The organism is Stenotrophomonas sp. Steno-Z10-BAI (genome assembly GCF_056393115.1).
The window spans coordinates 235,099-251,068 of sequence record NZ_JBWJOZ010000004.1 but is presented as its reverse complement, the minus strand read 5'-3'; the positions used below and the strand labels follow the sequence as shown (position 1 = coordinate 251,068).

Below are 15,970 nucleotides of genomic sequence, written 5' to 3'. Positions count from 1 at the left end.
GCAGGTACGCCGGACAATTCAGGCTATGGTGCCACTGCAGGGGGTGAACGGGAAATGCAGTGTGCCCGGACGGCTAGTCGCAGTTCACGTGCCTGCCCCTGCGGAAGCGTATCTGGCCAGAACAAACGCCAGTGGCGGCGCCCGTCGTGCCGCCAGGCCAGCTGCACCAGCGGGCCGCGGCGCCGCATCTGCAGCGCCTCGACCGGCTCGCCATCCACCTGCGCCGGGTCTTCGTCCGCCGGAATCACGAAGACGCAGCCCCGGCGGCGCGCATATCGCCACGCCTCCCACCAGGTGCCGGCCATCGCCACCATGCCCAGCGCCAGGCCCCACGGCGCGGGCAGATCGGTCGCCCACAACGCCCAGGGCATCACCGCGCCCATGGCGATCAGCGCGCGGCACTGCCAGCGCGAGGGATGCCACTCACGCTGGAAGGGCGCGGATCCGGGCGATGAGGGCGGCGGGCGCGGCATGCGGGCACTCCTCGTAACCCATGAACCAGCGCCACAACTTATCGTCCTCGCTCTCGAGCAGGAACAGGAAAACCTCCCGCTCGTCTGTCGGTGCCTGCAGCCAGCAACGGTCCAGGTATCGGCCGAACAGCTGGTCCAGCTCGCGCATGCCGCGGCGGCAACGCCAGCGCAGCTTTTTCAGTTCAGTGGCTTCGTCCATTTTCTGCGTTCCAGATAAGGCAAAGCCACGCATGGCGTGGCTCGACCGTTTCGATCATTTTCTGCGAAGCCACGCATGGCGTGGCGCTACAGGACACACCTGGATCAGGCGCGACGCGCCATCATCAGCTTCTTGATCTCGGCAATGGCCAGCGCCGGGTTCAGGCCCTTCGGGCAGGTCCGCGAGCAGTTCATGATGGTGTGGCAGCGGTACAGCTTGAAGGGGTCTTCCAGCTCGTCCAGGCGCGCACCGGTGTCTTCATCGCGCGAGTCGATGATCCAGCGGTAGGCCTGCAGCAGGATGGCCGGGCCCAGGTAACGCTCGCCGTTCCACCAGTAGCTCGGGCAGCTGGTCGAGCAGCAGGCGCACAGGATGCATTCGTACAGGCCATCGAGCTTCTTGCGGTCTTCCGGCGACTGCAGGCGCTCACGATCCGGCGGCGGCGGGGTCTGGGTACGGATCCACGGCTTGATCGAGGCGTACTGCGCGTAAAAATGGGTCAGGTCCGGCACCAGATCCTTGACCACGCTCATGTGCGGCAGCGGGTAGATCGGCACTTCGGCCTTGCCGCAATCGGCGATCGCGCGGGTGCAGGCCAGCGTGTTGGTGCCGTCGATGTTCATCGCGCACGAACCGCAGATGCCCTCGCGGCACGAACGGCGGAAGGTCAGGGTCGGATCGATCTCGTTCTTGATCTTGATCAGCGCGTCCAGGACCATCGGGCCGCAGGCGTCCAGATCGATCTCATACGTATCGGTGCGCGGATTGCTGTCGTCGTCGGGACTCCAGCGGTAGATCTTGAAGGTGCGGGTGTTCTTCGCACCGGTCTGGGCGGGGAAGTGCTTGCCCTTTCCGATCTTGGAATTCTTGGGGAGGGAAAACTCGGCCATGGCTGTTCTCGTTGGCTCAGGCGGCTCGCGCTGCAGAGCAGGCGCGGGTAGCACGGAAGATGAGGAAGTCGACACCACCGGCCCGCGGCGCACGCACCACCTCACCCGTGCGGGAGGTGGCGGTGGCGAGCGCTGCGTGGACGGAGGTCATGCCGCAGGTCTCTTAGTAAACGCGCGGCTTGGGCGGGACGACGTCCACGTCCTTGCTCAGCGTGTACATGTGGACCGGACGGTAGTCGAACTCGCACTTGCCGTTCTCGTCGACGTTGACCAGCGTGTGCTTCTGCCAGTTGACGTCGTCGCGGTCCGGGAAGTCCTCATGCGCATGCGCGCCGCGGCTTTCCTTGCGCTGTTCGGCCGAGTTGATCGTCGCCACCGCGTTGAGCAGCAGGTTGTTCAGCTCGTAGGTTTCGATCAGGTCCGAGTTCCACACCAGCGAACGGTCGGAGACCTTGACGTCCTGGAAGGAGTCGAAGATCTCGGCCATCTTGGTGCAGCCCTCTTCCAGCGTCTTGCTGGTACGGAACACCGCCGCGTCGTTCTGCATGGTGCGCTGCATGCGATCACGGATGACCGAGGTCGGGGTGTCGCCGTTGGCGTAACGCAGCTTGTCGAGCAGGCCCAGGGCCTTGTCGCAGGCATCGGACGGCAGGGTCTTGTGCGGTGCGCCGGACTTGATGGTGTCGGCGCAGCGGTTGGCCACCGCACGGCCGAATACGACCAGATCCAGCAGCGAGTTCGAGCCCAGGCGGTTGGCGCCGTGCACGGACACGCAGGCCGCTTCGCCGATGGCGTACAGGCCCGGCACGACCGCATCGGGGTTGTCGCCGACCTTGCGCACGACTTCGCCGTGGTAGTTGGTCGGGATGCCGCCCATGTTGTAGTGCACGGTCGGGATGACCGGGATCGGCTGCTTGTGCACGTCCACGCCGGCGAAGATGCGCGCGCTTTCGGCGATACCCGGCAGCTTGTCGTCGATGACGCCCGGGCCGAGGTGGGTCAGATCGAGCAGGATGTGATCCTTGTGCTCGCCGACGCCGCGGCCTTCGCGGATCTCGATGGTCATCGAACGCGACACCACGTCGCGCGAGGCCAGATCCTTGTAGTGCGGTGCATAGCGCTCCATGAAGCGCTCGCCGTTGCTGTTGCGCAGGATGCCGCCTTCGCCACGCACGCCTTCGGTGATCAGGCAGCCCGCGCCGTAGATACCGGTCGGATGGAACTGCACGAACTCCATGTCCTGCATCGGCAGGCCGGCACGCATGACCAGACCGCCGCCGTCGCCGGTGCAGGTGTGGGCCGAGGTGGCGCTGAAGTAGGCGCGGCCGTAGCCGCCGGTGGCCAGCACCACGCCATGGGCGCGGAACAGGTGCAGCGAGCCGTCGGCCATGTCCAGCGCGAGCACGCCGCGGCAGACGCCTTCATCATCGAAGATCAGGTCGAGGGCGAAGTACTCGATCATGAAGCGTGCGTTGTGCGCCAGCGACTGCTGGTACAGCGTGTGCAGCATGGCGTGGCCGGTACGGTCGGCGGCGGCGCAGGTGCGCTGCGCGGACGGGCCTTCGCCGTACTTGGTGGTCATGCCACCGAACGGGCGCTGGTAGATCTTGCCTTCTTCGGTACGGCTGAACGGCACACCGTAGTGTTCCAGTTCGATGATGGCCGGGATCGCTTCGCGGCACATGTACTCGATGGCGTCCTGGTCACCCAGCCAATCCGAGCCCTTGATGGTGTCGAAGAAATGGTAGCGCCAGTCGTCTTCACCCATGTTGCCCAGCGCGGCGGAAATACCGCCCTGCGCGGCCACGGTGTGCGAACGGGTCGGGAAGACCTTGGTCAGGCAGACCGTCTGCAGGCCCTTGGCGGCAAGACCGAACGTGGCGCGCAGGCCAGCACCGCCGGCGCCGACCACGACCATGTCGTACTTGTGTTCCGTAATCTTGTAAGCGGACATCTAATCTGGATTCCTGTCTTGGTGCCTGGACTCAGGCGACGCCGAGCGTAATGCGGGCGACCGCGAAAACACTGACGATCCCGCCGAGCACGGCGATGAACTTCACCGTGGTCTGCAGCGCCAGGGCCAGCAGCGAATTGTGGATGTAGTCTTCCAGCACGACCTGCAGGCCGAGCTGGGCATGCCAGAACATCGCGACCAGGAAGCCGACCAGCAGCACCGCGTTCCACGGCTTGGACACCGCGTCGGTGGCGGTCACGTAATCGGCGCCGATCAGGCTCAGTACGAACACCAGGAACCAGATGGTCAGGCCGACCAGCGCGGTGGCGGTCAGGCGCTGCATCACGAAGTGCTCGGTGCCGGTCTTGGCAGCGCCCAGGCCACGCACGTTCTTCAGCGGGGTACGGTACTTGTTCATGCGGCCGCTCCCATGAAGACATAGGCCCAGATCAGGGCGGTGATCACCAGGCTGGCGAAGACCGAGACCCAGCTGCTGCGCACGAAGGCGGGAATGGAGAAGCCGATCGCGAAGTCCTGCACGATATGGCGGATGCCATTGCACAGGTGGTAGGCGAAGGACCAGGTCCAGGCGAACAGGAAGAGCTTGCCGTACCAGCTACCGGCGTGGCCGGTGAAGCAGTTCCAGGATTCAGGACCCATCATCAGGGCGAGCAGGCCGCCGGCAATGATCAGGGCTCCAACAGACAGAAAGATGCCGGTCGCTCGATGCAGGATCGAGGTGGCCATCTGAATCTGCCAGCGATACACCTGAAGGTGCGGGGAAAGGGGACGTTCTCTGGCGGCCATTCGCTGGGCTCGTTATCTCGGCTGGGCGGCGCAATGCCGCGTTGGCTCAATGCTGATCAAAAATCGATGCAGCGTCCGTTTTTTTCCCAATCTCCGTACCGCACCGGATCAAGTCCGCCGCGGCCGCCGATTTCCAAAGGCACTGCCGGCGTCGCGGGGAGCGGTTGCTCCTCCGGTACCAGCGTGCCTTCAGCTTCAGAATCTGGAGTGGGGGTTGTTTGGCCTATCATGGGTGTTCTCGCAACGCACAAATTTTAGACCCCGTTCACGTGCCTGACAACCTGCCCTCCGATTTCGCCGGCTTTTCGCGCCTCCCCGGTCACCAGCTGCTCAGTCTCAGCGGTGCCGATGCGGCCGCCTTCGCCCATGCCCAATTCTCCAGCGACGTCACCGCCCTGCCCCTGCGGCATTGGCAGTGGAGCGCCTGGCTGACGGCCAAGGGCCGCACCATTGCTGTGTTCCAGCTGTTGCGGCTGGACGAGGAGCGCATCGTGCTGCTGCTCGCCGACGGCGATGCCGATGCGATTGCGTCGCAGTTGCAGCGTTTTGTATTCCGCCGCAAGGTGCGGATCGAGCTGCGAAACGATCTGGCGGTGGTGGCGAGCTTCACCGCGCCCGAAGCGGCCTCCGGGGCCGCGATTGCGCAACTTGCCGGCGAAAACCTCGAACTGGACCTCGGCAGCGACGCACTTCCGCGCAGCCTGCGGATCGGTGCGGCCGATGCCGTGGCCGCTGCGGCCGACAGTGCGGATATCGCGCTGGCCTGGCGCCAGTCCGACCTGCGCTATGGGCTGCCGCGGCTGGATGCCGATCAGCGTGAACAGTGGACGCCACAGCAGCTCGGGCTGGACCGCCTGAACGGGTACAGCGTCAAGAAGGGCTGCTACCCGGGCCAGGAAATCGTGGCCCGCACCCATTTCCTCGGCAAGGCCAAGCGCGCCCTGCAGCTGCTGCGGGTCGTGGAGGGCACGACCAGCGGCACGCAGGTGCACCAGAACGCGGCGGCAATCGGCACGGTGGCCTCGGTGGCCGGTGACCTGGCCCTGGCCGTGCTGCCGCTGGAGATCGCGCCGGAGCCGCTGTCGGTCGGCGGGGTTGAAGCCGCCCACCTGCCGTTGCTGGACGGTCTGGCGCGGTAATAGACATCGACCGGTGGTCGATGCGTCCGCCCCCCCGCCCCGGCCGCGGTCACGACCAACGCGTGTGACCTGCCGCGCGGTAATGCCGGCCGCTGGCCGGCAACCCGTAGCCCGGTAACCCGTCCGCGCCTTACGCGTCGTTCAAGCGCTCGCCGGTCTCTGCATCAAAGAAGTGCAGGCCCTGCGGCTGGATCGCCACCCGGATCGGCTCACCGACGGACGGCAACGCCTGCGGCGCCACGCGCATCACCAACGGCTGGCCGCCACTGGTCATGTTGACGAAGATCTCGTTGCCGACCGGCTCGATGCCATCGATCATCGCCTCGAAGGCCGTTGCCTCACCGGCGGCGGCCGGCTGCAGATGCTCCGGGCGCACGCCCACGGCGATCGCCTTGCCGACCCACGCCTGATCGACCCGGGCCTGGCCCAGCGGTGCGGTCAGCCCGGTGTCCTGCACGGCAAAGCCACTGTCGGTGCGCTGCAGAGTGCCGCGCAGCACGTTCATCGCCGGGCTGCCGAGGAAGCCGGCCACGAACAGGTTGGCCGGCCGGTCGTACAGCGCCATCGGGGTATCGATCTGCTGGATCACGCCATCCTTGAGCACCACGATGCGCTGGCCCAGGGTCATCGCTTCCACCTGATCGTGAGTCACGTAGATCATGGTGGTGCCCAGCTTGCGGTGCAGCTGCGCGATTTCCGTGCGCACGCTGTGGCGCAGCTTGGCGTCCAGGTTGGAGAGCGGTTCATCCAGCAGGAACACTGCCGGCTCGCGCACCAGCGCACGGCCCAGCGCGACGCGCTGACGCTGGCCACCGGACATCGCCTTGGGCAGCTTGTCGAGCATGTCGGTCAGGCCGAGCGTTTCGGCCGCCTCGCTGACCCGCTTGCTGATCGTCGCCTTGTCGTGGCCGCGCAGCTTCAGGCCGAAGGCCAGGTTCTCGGCCACGGTCATGTGCGGGTACAGCGCGTAGCTCTGGAACACCATCGCGATGTCGCGATCCTTGGGCGCCACGTCGTTGACCACGCGGTCGCCGATCGTCAGCGTGCCGCCGCTGATCTCTTCCAGCCCGGCCACCATGCGCAGCAGTGTGGACTTGCCACACCCGGACGGCCCCACCAGCACCATCAATTCACCATCGGCCACTTCGAAGGTCGCGCCCTGCACGGCCACCTGACCGTTGTCGTAGACCTTGCGAACGCCCTGCAACTGCACTTTTGCCATATCACCATTCCAGTCCGCCCGGTCTCCGGGCTGTTATGCGGAACTGCCTTCGGCCCTCCCGATGGCAGGTCGATGGCGTGGTGCCGCATGACGGCGACCACTGCAATCGAATACAGTCTGCGCATTCTGCCATGTAAACGTTTTCACGTGGCACTATCCGATGGTCGGCCGTGATCGGGATGCCGGGGAGGATGCGATATCTCCCACGACACCCGGTCGGCAGGCCATCATGCCGGGCGGAATCCATGGGGCGTGCTGCACCCGCAACAAGCAGACAACGGACCCCGCCCGACCCCCGAGAACATAGACGAGAAGCGATTGACAACGATGTCACCCGGATCTGAAACTCGAGCGATGCACGACACCCTCTTCCTGTTTGGCGCCACAGGTGACCTGGCCCAGCGCTATCTGTTCCCCTCGCTGCTGCGATTGCTGGGCGACGGCCTGCTCCCCGAAGACTTCAAGGTCCGTGCGCTGGCGCTGTCGCCGCACGATACCGAGGCCTTCCGCGAGATCCTGCGCCCACGCCTGCAGCAGGCCATGCCCATGGCCAGCCAGGACGACATCCACTCGCTGCTGCAGCGCATCGACTACCGTTCGGTGGATCTGCGCAATCCCGAGTCGGTGGCCGAATCGGTCCATGACCTGGTCGACCGCCACTGCGTGAGCTACCTGGCGATCCCGCCGGGCCTGTACATCTCCACCTGCGAAGGCCTGGCCAAGGGCGGCGCACTGGCCGCACCGCACCGGCTGATGCTGGAAAAGCCGATCGGCAGCGACAGCGCCAGCGCCGAGGAGATCATCTCCACCATCGGCCAGTGGATCGACGAAGACCGCGTGTTCCGCCTGGATCACTACCTGGGCAAGGCCGCGGTGCAGAACCTGATCGCGCTGCGCTTCGGCAACACGCTGCTCGAGGCCGTCTGGAACCGCAACTACATCGAATCGGTGCACATCCTGGTCGCCGAGAGCGAGGGCGTGGACGGCCGCGATGCGTATTACGCCCGCTCCGGTGCGCTGCGCGACATGGTCCAGAGCCACATCCTGCAGCTGCTGTGCCTGGTCGCGATGGAGCCGCCGGCCTCGCTGGAGGCCGATCGCATCCGCGATGAGAAGGTCAAAGTGCTGCGCGCCCTGCGCCCGCTCGATGCCAAGCACGCCGCGCGTGACAGCGTGCGTGGCCGCTACACGGCCGGCACCATCAACGGCCAGCCCGCGCAGGCCTACCAGCCGCCGGAAGGCAGCGATGTGGAAACCTTCGCCGGCGTCACCGCGCATATCGACAACTGGCGCTGGTCCGGCGTGCCGTTCCATCTGGTCACCGGCAAGCGCCTGGCCGAGCGGACCACCCGCGTGGTGGTCACGCTCAAGCCGGTCACGCATTGGCTGTTCGAGCGACCGCACCGCGGTAACGCCACCCCGAACCGGATCACCTTCCAGTTGCAGCCGCAGGAAAACATCGAGCTGGGCCTGATGAGCTCGCTGGCCGGCCCGGAATGGGGGGCGCTGGAACTGCACCCGCTGGAACTGGAGCTGTCCGTACCCACCGGCCTGCACCGCCGCATCGCCTACGAGCGCCTGTTCCTGGATGCCTTCAACGGCAACCACGCGCTGTTCGTGCGTGATGACGAAGTGCGCGCGGCCTGGGCCTGGATCGACAGCGTCAGCGACGCATGGAAGGAAGCCAAGCTGCCGCTGCAGCCCTACCCGGCCGGCGAATGGGGTCCGGAACAAGCTGCCGGCTTCCTGCCCGCCGATGCCGACGCCGACGCTGCCCGTGGTGGCCAGGCATGACGGTGTTGTCCCAGCCGGTCCTCGTCGCGGATATCGGCGGTACCAACGCTCGCTTCGCGCTCGCCGACACCTCGCTGGCCGCGCCGCTGCAGCAGGACAGCATCCGCGAATTCGCCGTCGCTGATTTCCCTTCGCTGGGCGAAGCGGCACGGCACTATCTCGAGCAGATCGGCGCAGAAGCCAAGCGCGGCGTGTTCGCCGTGGCCGGCCGCGTGGACGGTGACGAAGCGCGCATCACCAACCACCCGTGGGTGATCTCGCGCATGCGCACCGCGCACATGCTCGGCTTCGATGAGTTGCACCTGATCAACGACTTCGCCGCCCAGGCGATGGCCATCTCGCTGCTGCAGCCGCAGGATGTGATTCAGGTCGGCGGCGCGGCGTGGGTGCCGGGCAAGCCGGGCCAGCCGCGCAACTATGCGGTGATCGGCCCCGGCACCGGGCTGGGCGTAGGCGGCTTGATCCTGCGCCACGGCCGCTGCTATCCGCTGGAAACCGAGGGTGGCCACGTCAGCTTCCCGCCCGGGACGCCGGAAGAGATCCGCATCCTGGAGATCCTCTCCGAGCAGTTCGGCCGTGTCTCCAACGAACGCCTGATCTGCGGCCCGGGTCTGGTCAACATCCATCGCGCCGTGTGCGAGATGGCCGACATCGACCCGGGCCAACTGCAGCCGGTGGACGTCACCGCGCGTGCGCTGCATGGCGATCCGCAGGCGATGCGGACCGTGGATGTGTTCTGCGCGGTGTTCGGCGCGATCGCCGGTGACCTGGTGCTGATGCAGGGCGCCTGGGATGGCGTGTTCCTGACCGGCGGCCTGGTGCCGAAGATGCTCGATTCGCTGCAGCATTCCGGCTTCCGCCAGCGCTTTGAACACAAGGGCCGCTTCTCTTCGATCATGTCCAAGGTGCCGTCGCTGGCCGTGATGCACCCCAGCCCGGGCCTGCTCGGCGCGGCCGCGTATGCGGCGGATGTGGAACGCGATCTGCCGGGAGGCACCGCATGAATACCCTGGATACGTCCGACCGTTTCACCCTGATCCGCCATGGCGATGCCGATGGCTGGATCGAGGCCGTGGCCGCTGAAATGGCCGCCGAACTCAACCGCGACATCGCCGAATTCGGCCGGGCGCGCATGCTGCTCTCCGGCGGCACCACGCCGGCGCCGATCTACCAGGCACTGGCCGAGCTGGACGTTCAATGGGACCGGGTGGAAGTGAGCCTGGTCGATGAGCGCTGGCTGTCGCCGCAGGATCGCGACAGCAATGCCTGGCTGGTGCGGGAGAGTTTCCTCACCCGTGCCGAAGGCGCGCATTTCGATCCGCTGGTGCGGGTCGGCAAGCCGCTGCCCGAATGCGTCTACAGCGCCAACCTGCAGGCCCGGCACAGCCAGCGGCCGTGCCTGAGCGTGATCGGCATGGGCAACGACGGCCACACTGCCTCGCTGTTCCCGGGCTCGAAGGATCTGACCCGCGCCCTGGAAAGCACCCTGCCCTACGCGGCGCTGGATGCCACCGGCTGCCCCGGTGCCAATCAGTGGCCGCTGCGCATCACCCTCACCCCGCATGGCTTGAAGCAGAGCCGCCAGCGCCTGTTGCTGCTGCGTGGCAAGCAGAAGCTGGAAGTGCTCAAGCACGCGCTGGAAAGCAACAATCCGCAGCTGTATCCCATCCTCAACGCGATCGATCTCGACGGCGCGAAACTGCGCGTCCACTGGTGTGACTGAGTTGCCCCGGTGTTGTTCCGTTCGCCTTCTCATAGCCGGTAGCCAATGAGCCTGCATCCCAAACTCCATGCCATCACCGAGCGCATCGTCCAGCGCAGCGTCGCCTCCCGCGCCGCCTACCTGGCCGGTGTCGACGCGGCGCTGCGCGACGGTCCGTTCCGTTCGCGCCTGAGCTGCGGCAACCTCGCCCACGGGTTCGCCGCGTGCGGCCCGACCGACAAGTCGCGCCTGCGCGGCGGGGTAACGCCCAACCTGGGCATCATCACCGCGTACAACGACATGCTTTCGGCGCATCAGCCGTTCGAGCATTACCCGGAGATCCTGCGCGAGACCGCGCGCGAACTCGGTGCGACCGCACAGGTTGCCGGTGGCGTGCCGGCGATGTGCGACGGTGTCACCCAGGGCCGCGGCGGCATGGAACTGTCGCTGTTCTCGCGCGATGTGATCGCCCAGTCGACCGCGATCGGCCTGAGCCATGACATGTTCGACGCCAGCGTTTACCTCGGCGTCTGCGACAAGATCGTGCCCGGCCTGCTGATCGGCGCGCTGGCCTTCGGCCATCTGCCGGCGATCTTCCTGCCGGCCGGCCCGATGACCCCGGGCATCCCGAACAAGCAGAAGGCCGAAGTGCGCGAGCGCTACGCGGCCGGCCAGGCGACCCGCGAGGAACTGCTGGAAGCCGAAGCCGCTTCGTACCATGGCGCCGGCACCTGCACCTTCTACGGCACCGCCAATTCCAACCAGACCCTGCTCGAAGCGATGGGCGTGCAGATGCCGGGCGCCTCGTTCGTCAATCCGGATACACCCCTGCGCGACGCACTGACCCGCCACGCGGCGGTGCGCGCACTGGAAATCAGCGCCCTGGGCGACGACTTCCGGCCGCTCGGCCGCTTGATCGACGAACGCGCGATCGTCAACGCGGTGGTCACCCTGATGGCCACCGGCGGCTCGACCAACCACACCATCCACTGGATCGCCGTGGCGCGTGCGGCCGGCATCGTGCTGACCTGGGACGACATGGACCAGCTCTCGCAGCTGATTCCGTTGCTGGCCCGCGTCTATCCGAACGGCGAAGCCGACGTGAACCGCTTCGCCGCGGCCGGCGGCACCGCGTTCGTGTTCCGCGAGCTGATGGAGGCCGGCCTGATGCATGCCGACCTGCAGACCGTGGCCGAAGGCGGCATGCACCAGTACGGCCAGGAGCCGGCGCTGCGCGACGGCAAGCTGACCTACATCGATGGCGTGCGCGAGAGCGCCGATCCGGATGTGGTGCGTGGCGTGGCCAATCCGTTCGAGTCGCAGGGCGGCCTGCGCCTGCTGCGCGGCAACCTCGGCCGTTCGCTGATCAAGCTGTCGGCGGTGAAGCCGGAGTTCCGCACGATCGAAGCACCGGCGGTGGTGGTCGATGCGCCGCAGGTGCTGAACAAGCTGCACGCGGCCGGTGTGCTGCCGCACGATTTCGTGGCGGTGGTCCGTTACCAGGGCCCGCGCTCCAATGGCATGCCGGAGCTGCATTCGCTGGCGCCGCTGCTGGGCCTGCTGCAGAACCAGGGCCGTCGCGTGGCGCTGGTCACCGATGGTCGTCTGTCCGGTGCCTCGGGCAAGTTCCCGGCGGCGATCCACATGACGCCGGAAGCCTCGCGTGGCGGTCCGCTGGCACGGGTGCGCGAGGGCGACATCATCCGTCTGGATGGTGAAGCCGGCACGCTGGAGCTGTTGGTGGATGCGGCGGAATTCGCGGCACGTGAGCCGGCGCCGAACACCGCACCGGCGGCGCATGATCTGGGCCGCAATCTGTTCGCGATGAGCCGCCGTCTGGTGGGCCCGGCCGATCAGGGCGCGATGTCGATTTCGTGTGGCCCGGCGGCCGATGACGGCAGCATCTGGAATTACGATGCGGAATATGAGCTTGGGCACGATGCGGCGGCTGCGGAAGCGCCGCATGAGGCGAAAGACGCCTGAGCTGACGCAGCGGTGGGGTTCCTTGGCCAGGGCAGCGGATAGCCCTGGCCGGGACGCGCCGTAAACCCATCCATGGGGGCTCGTGAGCGGCATCCATGCCGCACAACGGTCCCGGCCAGGGCTATCCGCTGCCCTTGGACACATTTCGGCGCGTCAGTGGCGTCGTACTTTTTGATAGAAGGATTGAAAACGCATGAGCATCGCCGAACATCAGAAGCGCGCTGAAACCCTGTTGAAGGCTGCCGGCATTCTGCCGGTCGTGACCGTGCATACGCTGGATCAGGCCCGTGCGGTCAGTGCGGCGTTGTTGGAGGGCGGGCTGCCGGCGATCGAGCTGACGCTGCGTACGCCGGTGGCGATGGACGCACTCGCCATGCTCAAGCGCGAGCTGCCGGATGTGGTGGTGGGCGCGGGCACGGTGTTGACCGTGGAGCAGATGCAGCAGTCGATCGATGCCGGTGCCGATTTCCTGGTCACGCCGGGTACGCCGGCGCATATGGCCGATGCGTTGGCGCAGGCGCCGTTGCCGGTGGTGCCGGGTGCGGCGTCGCCGACGGAAATGCTGGCGCTGTATGCGCGCGGCTTCCGGGTGTGCAAGTTGTTCCCGGCCTCGGCCGTGGGCGGGCTGGCGATGATCAAGGGCCTGGCCGGTCCGATTCCGGATCTGAAGCTGTGCCCGACCGGTGGCATCACCGAAGACACGGCGGCCGAGTACCTGGAGCAGAAGAACGTGGTCTGCATCGGCGGTTCGTGGATGGTGCCGGGCGGTTGGATCGAGCGCGGCGAGTGGGACAAGGTGCGCGAGAGTGCGGCCCAGGCCGCGAAGATCGTGGCGCGGGTCCGCGCGCACTGAACGAAAACGCCCGGGCATGCCCGGGCGTTTTTTCATCCGCTACCAGAACGCGGATTACATCGGGCGTGCCGGATCCACCAGGCCGTACTGGCTGGCCATGCGCGCGAGCGCGATGTTGTCGTTGATGCCCATCTTCTCGAACAGGCGCGCCTTGTGCGTGTTGACGGTCTTCGCGCTCAGGCTCAGGCGCTTGGCGATGTCTTCCTGGCGCAGGCCCTGGGTGAGCAGCAGCGCCACTTCCAGTTCGCGCGGGGACAGGGTGTCGAACGGCGAATGGTTGCCTTCCACGTTCGACAGCGCCAGGTTCTGCGCGATGCTGTTGCCCAGGTAGCGGCGGCCGAGTGCGGCATCACGCACCGCGCGCAGCAGTTCCTGTGCATCGCAGGCCTTGCCGATGTAGCCGGAGGCACCCGCTTCGAGCAGGCGCTTGGGCATCGGGCCATCTTCAAGGACGGAGACGATCACCACGCGGGTGCCGTGATCGCCACGGACCACGCGCTCGGTGACCTCCATGCCGCTCACGCCCGGCAGGTGCAGATCGCACAGCACGACGTCGGGCCGCAGGCGGCGGATATCCGGCAGCGCATCTTCACCGCTCTCCGCCTCACCGACCACCTCGATGTCGGTCTCGTTGGAGAGGATCATCTTCATGCCCGTACGCACCAGAGCATGATCGTCCACCAGATACACTCGAATTGTCATCCGCCAACCTCGTCAAACACTGTGAACGGGGGCAAGCCTAGCTGCGCTATGTGGCGATCACAAGGAACCGGATTCCCCATCATCGCGTTCTGGTCCGCGCATCACAGACGTGCTGTCCTGCCCCTCCCCCTACGCCTCTCATCCTAGCCTGTTCCAAAGGGACAGCCTATCGATGCGGCCGGCCTTCATGCCGTTTTCGGCCAGTTTACCGCCGTAATGCCCTCAGTGGCGGTGCCGCCACGGATGCCGGCGGCGGAACATGACCAGGAAGCAGCCGACCACCCACACCAGGGCGGCACACCAGCCGGCCAGGATGTCGGAGGGGTAATGCACCCCCAGGTACATGCGCGAGATGCTCACCAGGACCGCAAATGTAAGTGCGGCAAGGGCCACCGGCCAGCGCCAGCGGGTGTTCCAGGCCAGCAGCACCAGCGTGACGGCCAAGGTCATCGAGCCCATGGCGTGGCCGCTGGGGAAGCTGAAGGTGCTCTCCGGGGCAATGGACTCCCACAGGCTGGGCCGGTCGCGCTGGAAAAAGCGCTTGCTGCCCAGGTTCAACAGCGCCGAGCCGGCGAAGCAGATCGCGACAAAACTGGCCTCGCGCCAGCGTTTGCGCCACGCCAGCAGGCCCACGATCAGCACGTCGGCCGGAATCAGGAACCACTCGTAGCCCAGCTTGGACAGCAGCACGAAGAAGCGGTCCAGGCCCGGCGAATGCAGGGCGTGCAGCTTCCACAACAGCAGGTCGTCGAAGTAGATCGCCTCCAGGGCGTGCACTTCATCGGCCAGGGCCACGAAGCCCGCCAACGGCAGCAGCACGCCCACGAACAGCAGCACGAAGCGCCAGGCGTTGCGGCTCATCCAGTGGCGGACGCCGGCGGCCGGCTCCGGCGCGGCCAGCACCGCCGGCTTATCCAACGCGTCGGACATAGGTGCGTTCGACGTACTCATCGATCAGCGTGACGAAGTCCTGGGCGATGTTCTCGCCGCGCAGGGTGACCGTCTTTTCGCCATCCACGAACACCGGCGCGGCCGGCGTTTCACCCGTGCCCGGCAGCGAGATGCCGATGTTGGCGTGGCGCGATTCGCCCGGGCCGTTCACGATGCAGCCCATGACCGCCAGGGTCATGCTCTCCGCACCCGGGTGGCTCACTTTCCAGATCGGCATTTTCTCGCGCACATGGTTCTGCACGACCTTGGCCAGTTCCTGGAAGAATTCCGAGGTGGTCCGGCCGCAGCCGGGGCAGGCCGTGACCAGCGGGGTGAAGGCGCGCTGCCCGGTGGTCTGCAGCAGTTCCTGCGCCACGATCACTTCGGCCGTGCGCGACTGGCCCGGTTCGGGGGTCAGCGAGATACGGATGGTGTCGCCGATGCCTTCCTGCAGCAGCACCGCCAGCGCCGCCGAAGAGGCGACGATGCCCTTGCTGCCGATGCCGGCTTCGGTCAGGCCCAGGTGCAGGGCGAAGTCCGAGCGCTGGGCCAGGTCGCGGTACACCGCAATCAGTTCCTGCACGCCGCTGACCTTGGCCGACAGCACGATGCGATCGCGTGGCAGGCCCAGTTCCACGGCGGTCTGCGCCGAATCCAGCGCCGAGCGGATCAGCGCTTCGCGCAGTACCCGACCGGCATCCCAGGGCTGCGCGCGCTGGCTGTTCTCGTCCATCAGGCGCGCGGCCAGGGACTGGTCCAGCGAGCCCCAGTTGGCACCGATGCGGACCGGCTTGTCGTAGCGGATCGCAAACTCGATCAGCTGCGCGAACTGGGTGTCTTTCTTCTTGCCGAAACCCACGTTGCCCGGATTGATCCGGTACTTGGCCAGCGCTTCGGCGCAGGCCGGCTCCTGGGTCAGCAGCTGATGGCCGTTGTAATGGAAGTCGCCGATGAGCGGGACATCGATCCCCATCATCTGCAGCTTCTCCACGATCCGCGGGATGGCCGCGGCCGACTCGGGATTGTTGACGGTCAACCGCACCATCTCCGAGCCCGCGCGCCACAGTTCGGCCACCTGCTTCACGCTGGAGGCGACATCAGCGGTGTCGGTATTGGTCATCGACTGCACCACCACGGGATGGCCCCCGCCCACGACCACGCCGCCGATATGAACGGGATTGGTCTGGCGGCGGGCCCACACGGCGGAGTCGGCGGGTTGGGTCGGTCGGGTCACGGCGTCATGCATCCGCCTATTTTAGCGCGCCCAGCGCACAGGTAGGTGCCCAGCGTTGGTTGGCACTCATGTTCAGCGCCCGTCGTGC

Annotated in this window: 18 protein-coding genes; 6 read left to right on the top strand and 12 right to left on the bottom strand. The window is 66.6% G+C overall.

What is annotated here, in order from left to right:
- Positions 1–23: 23 nt before the first annotated feature.
- The 8 genes from AC06E9_RS12435 to AC06E9_RS12400 all read right to left on the bottom strand — a co-directional run bounded on the left by AC06E9_RS12435 (position 24) and on the right by AC06E9_RS12400 (position 4,553).
- Complete coding sequence (locus AC06E9_RS12435; protein WP_121041872.1) at positions 24–473, bottom strand: hypothetical protein; 450 nt, start codon at positions 471–473, stop codon at positions 24–26.
- A complete protein-coding gene (locus AC06E9_RS12430; protein WP_019183252.1) occupies positions 424–672 on the bottom strand; it encodes an FAD assembly factor SdhE in 249 nt (82 codons plus the stop codon). The genes AC06E9_RS12435 and AC06E9_RS12430 overlap by 50 nt, the downstream gene beginning before the upstream one ends.
- A 104-nt stretch (positions 673–776) precedes the next feature.
- Positions 777–1,562: a succinate dehydrogenase iron-sulfur subunit gene (locus tag AC06E9_RS12425; RefSeq protein ID WP_088432210.1), complete on the bottom strand. Its 786-nt coding sequence runs from the start codon at positions 1,560–1,562 to the stop codon at positions 777–779.
- A 16-nt stretch (positions 1,563–1,578) separates the two neighbouring features.
- The gene (locus tag AC06E9_RS12420) at positions 1,579–1,713 is read right to left on the bottom strand and encodes a hypothetical protein (RefSeq protein ID WP_259462174.1); all 135 of its coding nucleotides are present in this window, start codon (positions 1,711–1,713) and stop codon (positions 1,579–1,581) included.
- Between the two features lie 12 nt (positions 1,714–1,725).
- Positions 1,726–3,516 carry a succinate dehydrogenase flavoprotein subunit gene (gene sdhA, locus AC06E9_RS12415; RefSeq protein ID WP_121041870.1) on the bottom strand — a complete coding sequence of 597 codons (1,791 nt, stop codon included), beginning with the start codon at positions 3,514–3,516 and terminating at the stop codon, positions 1,726–1,728.
- Positions 3,517–3,547: 31 nt separating this feature from the next.
- Positions 3,548–3,934, bottom strand: coding sequence for a succinate dehydrogenase, hydrophobic membrane anchor protein (sdhD, locus tag AC06E9_RS12410; protein WP_121041868.1), 387 nt, complete (start codon positions 3,932–3,934; stop codon positions 3,548–3,550).
- Positions 3,931–4,323: a succinate dehydrogenase, cytochrome b556 subunit gene (gene sdhC, locus AC06E9_RS12405; RefSeq protein ID WP_046273608.1), complete on the bottom strand. Its 393-nt coding sequence runs from the start codon at positions 4,321–4,323 to the stop codon at positions 3,931–3,933. The genes sdhD and sdhC overlap by 4 nt, the downstream gene beginning before the upstream one ends.
- A 56-nt stretch (positions 4,324–4,379) precedes the next feature.
- Positions 4,380–4,553, bottom strand: coding sequence for a DUF1674 domain-containing protein (locus AC06E9_RS12400; RefSeq protein WP_102788321.1), 174 nt, complete (start codon positions 4,551–4,553; stop codon positions 4,380–4,382).
- A 39-nt stretch (positions 4,554–4,592) separates the two neighbouring features.
- On the opposite strand from AC06E9_RS12400, the gene ygfZ reads away from it, so the two are divergent.
- Positions 4,593–5,462 (top strand): CAF17-like 4Fe-4S cluster assembly/insertion protein YgfZ, encoded by an 870-nt coding sequence (ygfZ, locus tag AC06E9_RS12395; RefSeq protein WP_478056150.1) that lies wholly within the window; start codon positions 4,593–4,595, stop codon positions 5,460–5,462.
- A gap of 130 nt (positions 5,463–5,592) precedes the next feature.
- On the opposite strand, the gene AC06E9_RS12390 is transcribed toward ygfZ, so the two are convergent.
- Entirely contained in the window at positions 5,593–6,684 is a 1,092-nt protein-coding gene (locus tag AC06E9_RS12390; RefSeq protein WP_121041864.1) for an ABC transporter ATP-binding protein, read from the bottom strand.
- A 354-nt stretch (positions 6,685–7,038) separates the two neighbouring features.
- Here AC06E9_RS12390 and zwf point away from each other — a divergent pair, with 354 nt between their 5' ends.
- The 5 genes from zwf (at position 7,039) to AC06E9_RS12365 (ending at position 13,016) form a co-directional block, all read left to right on the top strand.
- The gene (zwf, locus tag AC06E9_RS12385) at positions 7,039–8,478 is read left to right on the top strand and encodes a glucose-6-phosphate dehydrogenase (protein ID WP_121041862.1); all 1,440 of its coding nucleotides are present in this window, start codon (positions 7,039–7,041) and stop codon (positions 8,476–8,478) included.
- Complete coding sequence (gene glk, locus AC06E9_RS12380; protein ID WP_121041860.1) at positions 8,475–9,482, top strand: glucokinase; 1,008 nt, start codon at positions 8,475–8,477, stop codon at positions 9,480–9,482. The genes zwf and glk overlap by 4 nt, the downstream gene beginning before the upstream one ends.
- Positions 9,479–10,201: a 6-phosphogluconolactonase gene (pgl, locus tag AC06E9_RS12375; protein WP_478056149.1), complete on the top strand. Its 723-nt coding sequence runs from the start codon at positions 9,479–9,481 to the stop codon at positions 10,199–10,201. Before glk ends, pgl begins: the two co-directional genes overlap by 4 nt.
- Before the next feature lie 45 nt (positions 10,202–10,246).
- Complete coding sequence (gene edd, locus AC06E9_RS12370) at positions 10,247–12,163, top strand: phosphogluconate dehydratase (RefSeq protein WP_478056148.1); 1,917 nt, start codon at positions 10,247–10,249, stop codon at positions 12,161–12,163.
- Positions 12,164–12,356: 193 nt separating this feature from the next.
- A complete protein-coding gene (locus AC06E9_RS12365; RefSeq protein WP_121041854.1) occupies positions 12,357–13,016 on the top strand; it encodes a bifunctional 4-hydroxy-2-oxoglutarate aldolase/2-dehydro-3-deoxy-phosphogluconate aldolase in 660 nt (219 codons plus the stop codon).
- A 54-nt stretch (positions 13,017–13,070) separates the two neighbouring features.
- Here the strand turns inward: AC06E9_RS12365 and AC06E9_RS12360 are convergent, their stop codons facing one another.
- The 3 genes from AC06E9_RS12360 to ispG form a co-directional block, all read right to left on the bottom strand.
- Positions 13,071–13,718, bottom strand: coding sequence for a response regulator (locus tag AC06E9_RS12360; protein ID WP_019183265.1), 648 nt, complete (start codon positions 13,716–13,718; stop codon positions 13,071–13,073).
- A gap of 222 nt (positions 13,719–13,940) precedes the next feature.
- Positions 13,941–14,648 (bottom strand): phosphatase PAP2 family protein, encoded by a 708-nt coding sequence (locus AC06E9_RS12355; RefSeq protein ID WP_121041851.1) that lies wholly within the window; start codon positions 14,646–14,648, stop codon positions 13,941–13,943.
- Entirely contained in the window at positions 14,629–15,894 is a 1,266-nt protein-coding gene (gene ispG, locus AC06E9_RS12350; protein ID WP_478056147.1) for a flavodoxin-dependent (E)-4-hydroxy-3-methylbut-2-enyl-diphosphate synthase, read from the bottom strand. Before ispG ends, AC06E9_RS12355 begins: the two co-directional genes overlap by 20 nt.
- Between the last annotated feature and the right edge of the window lie 76 nt (positions 15,895–15,970).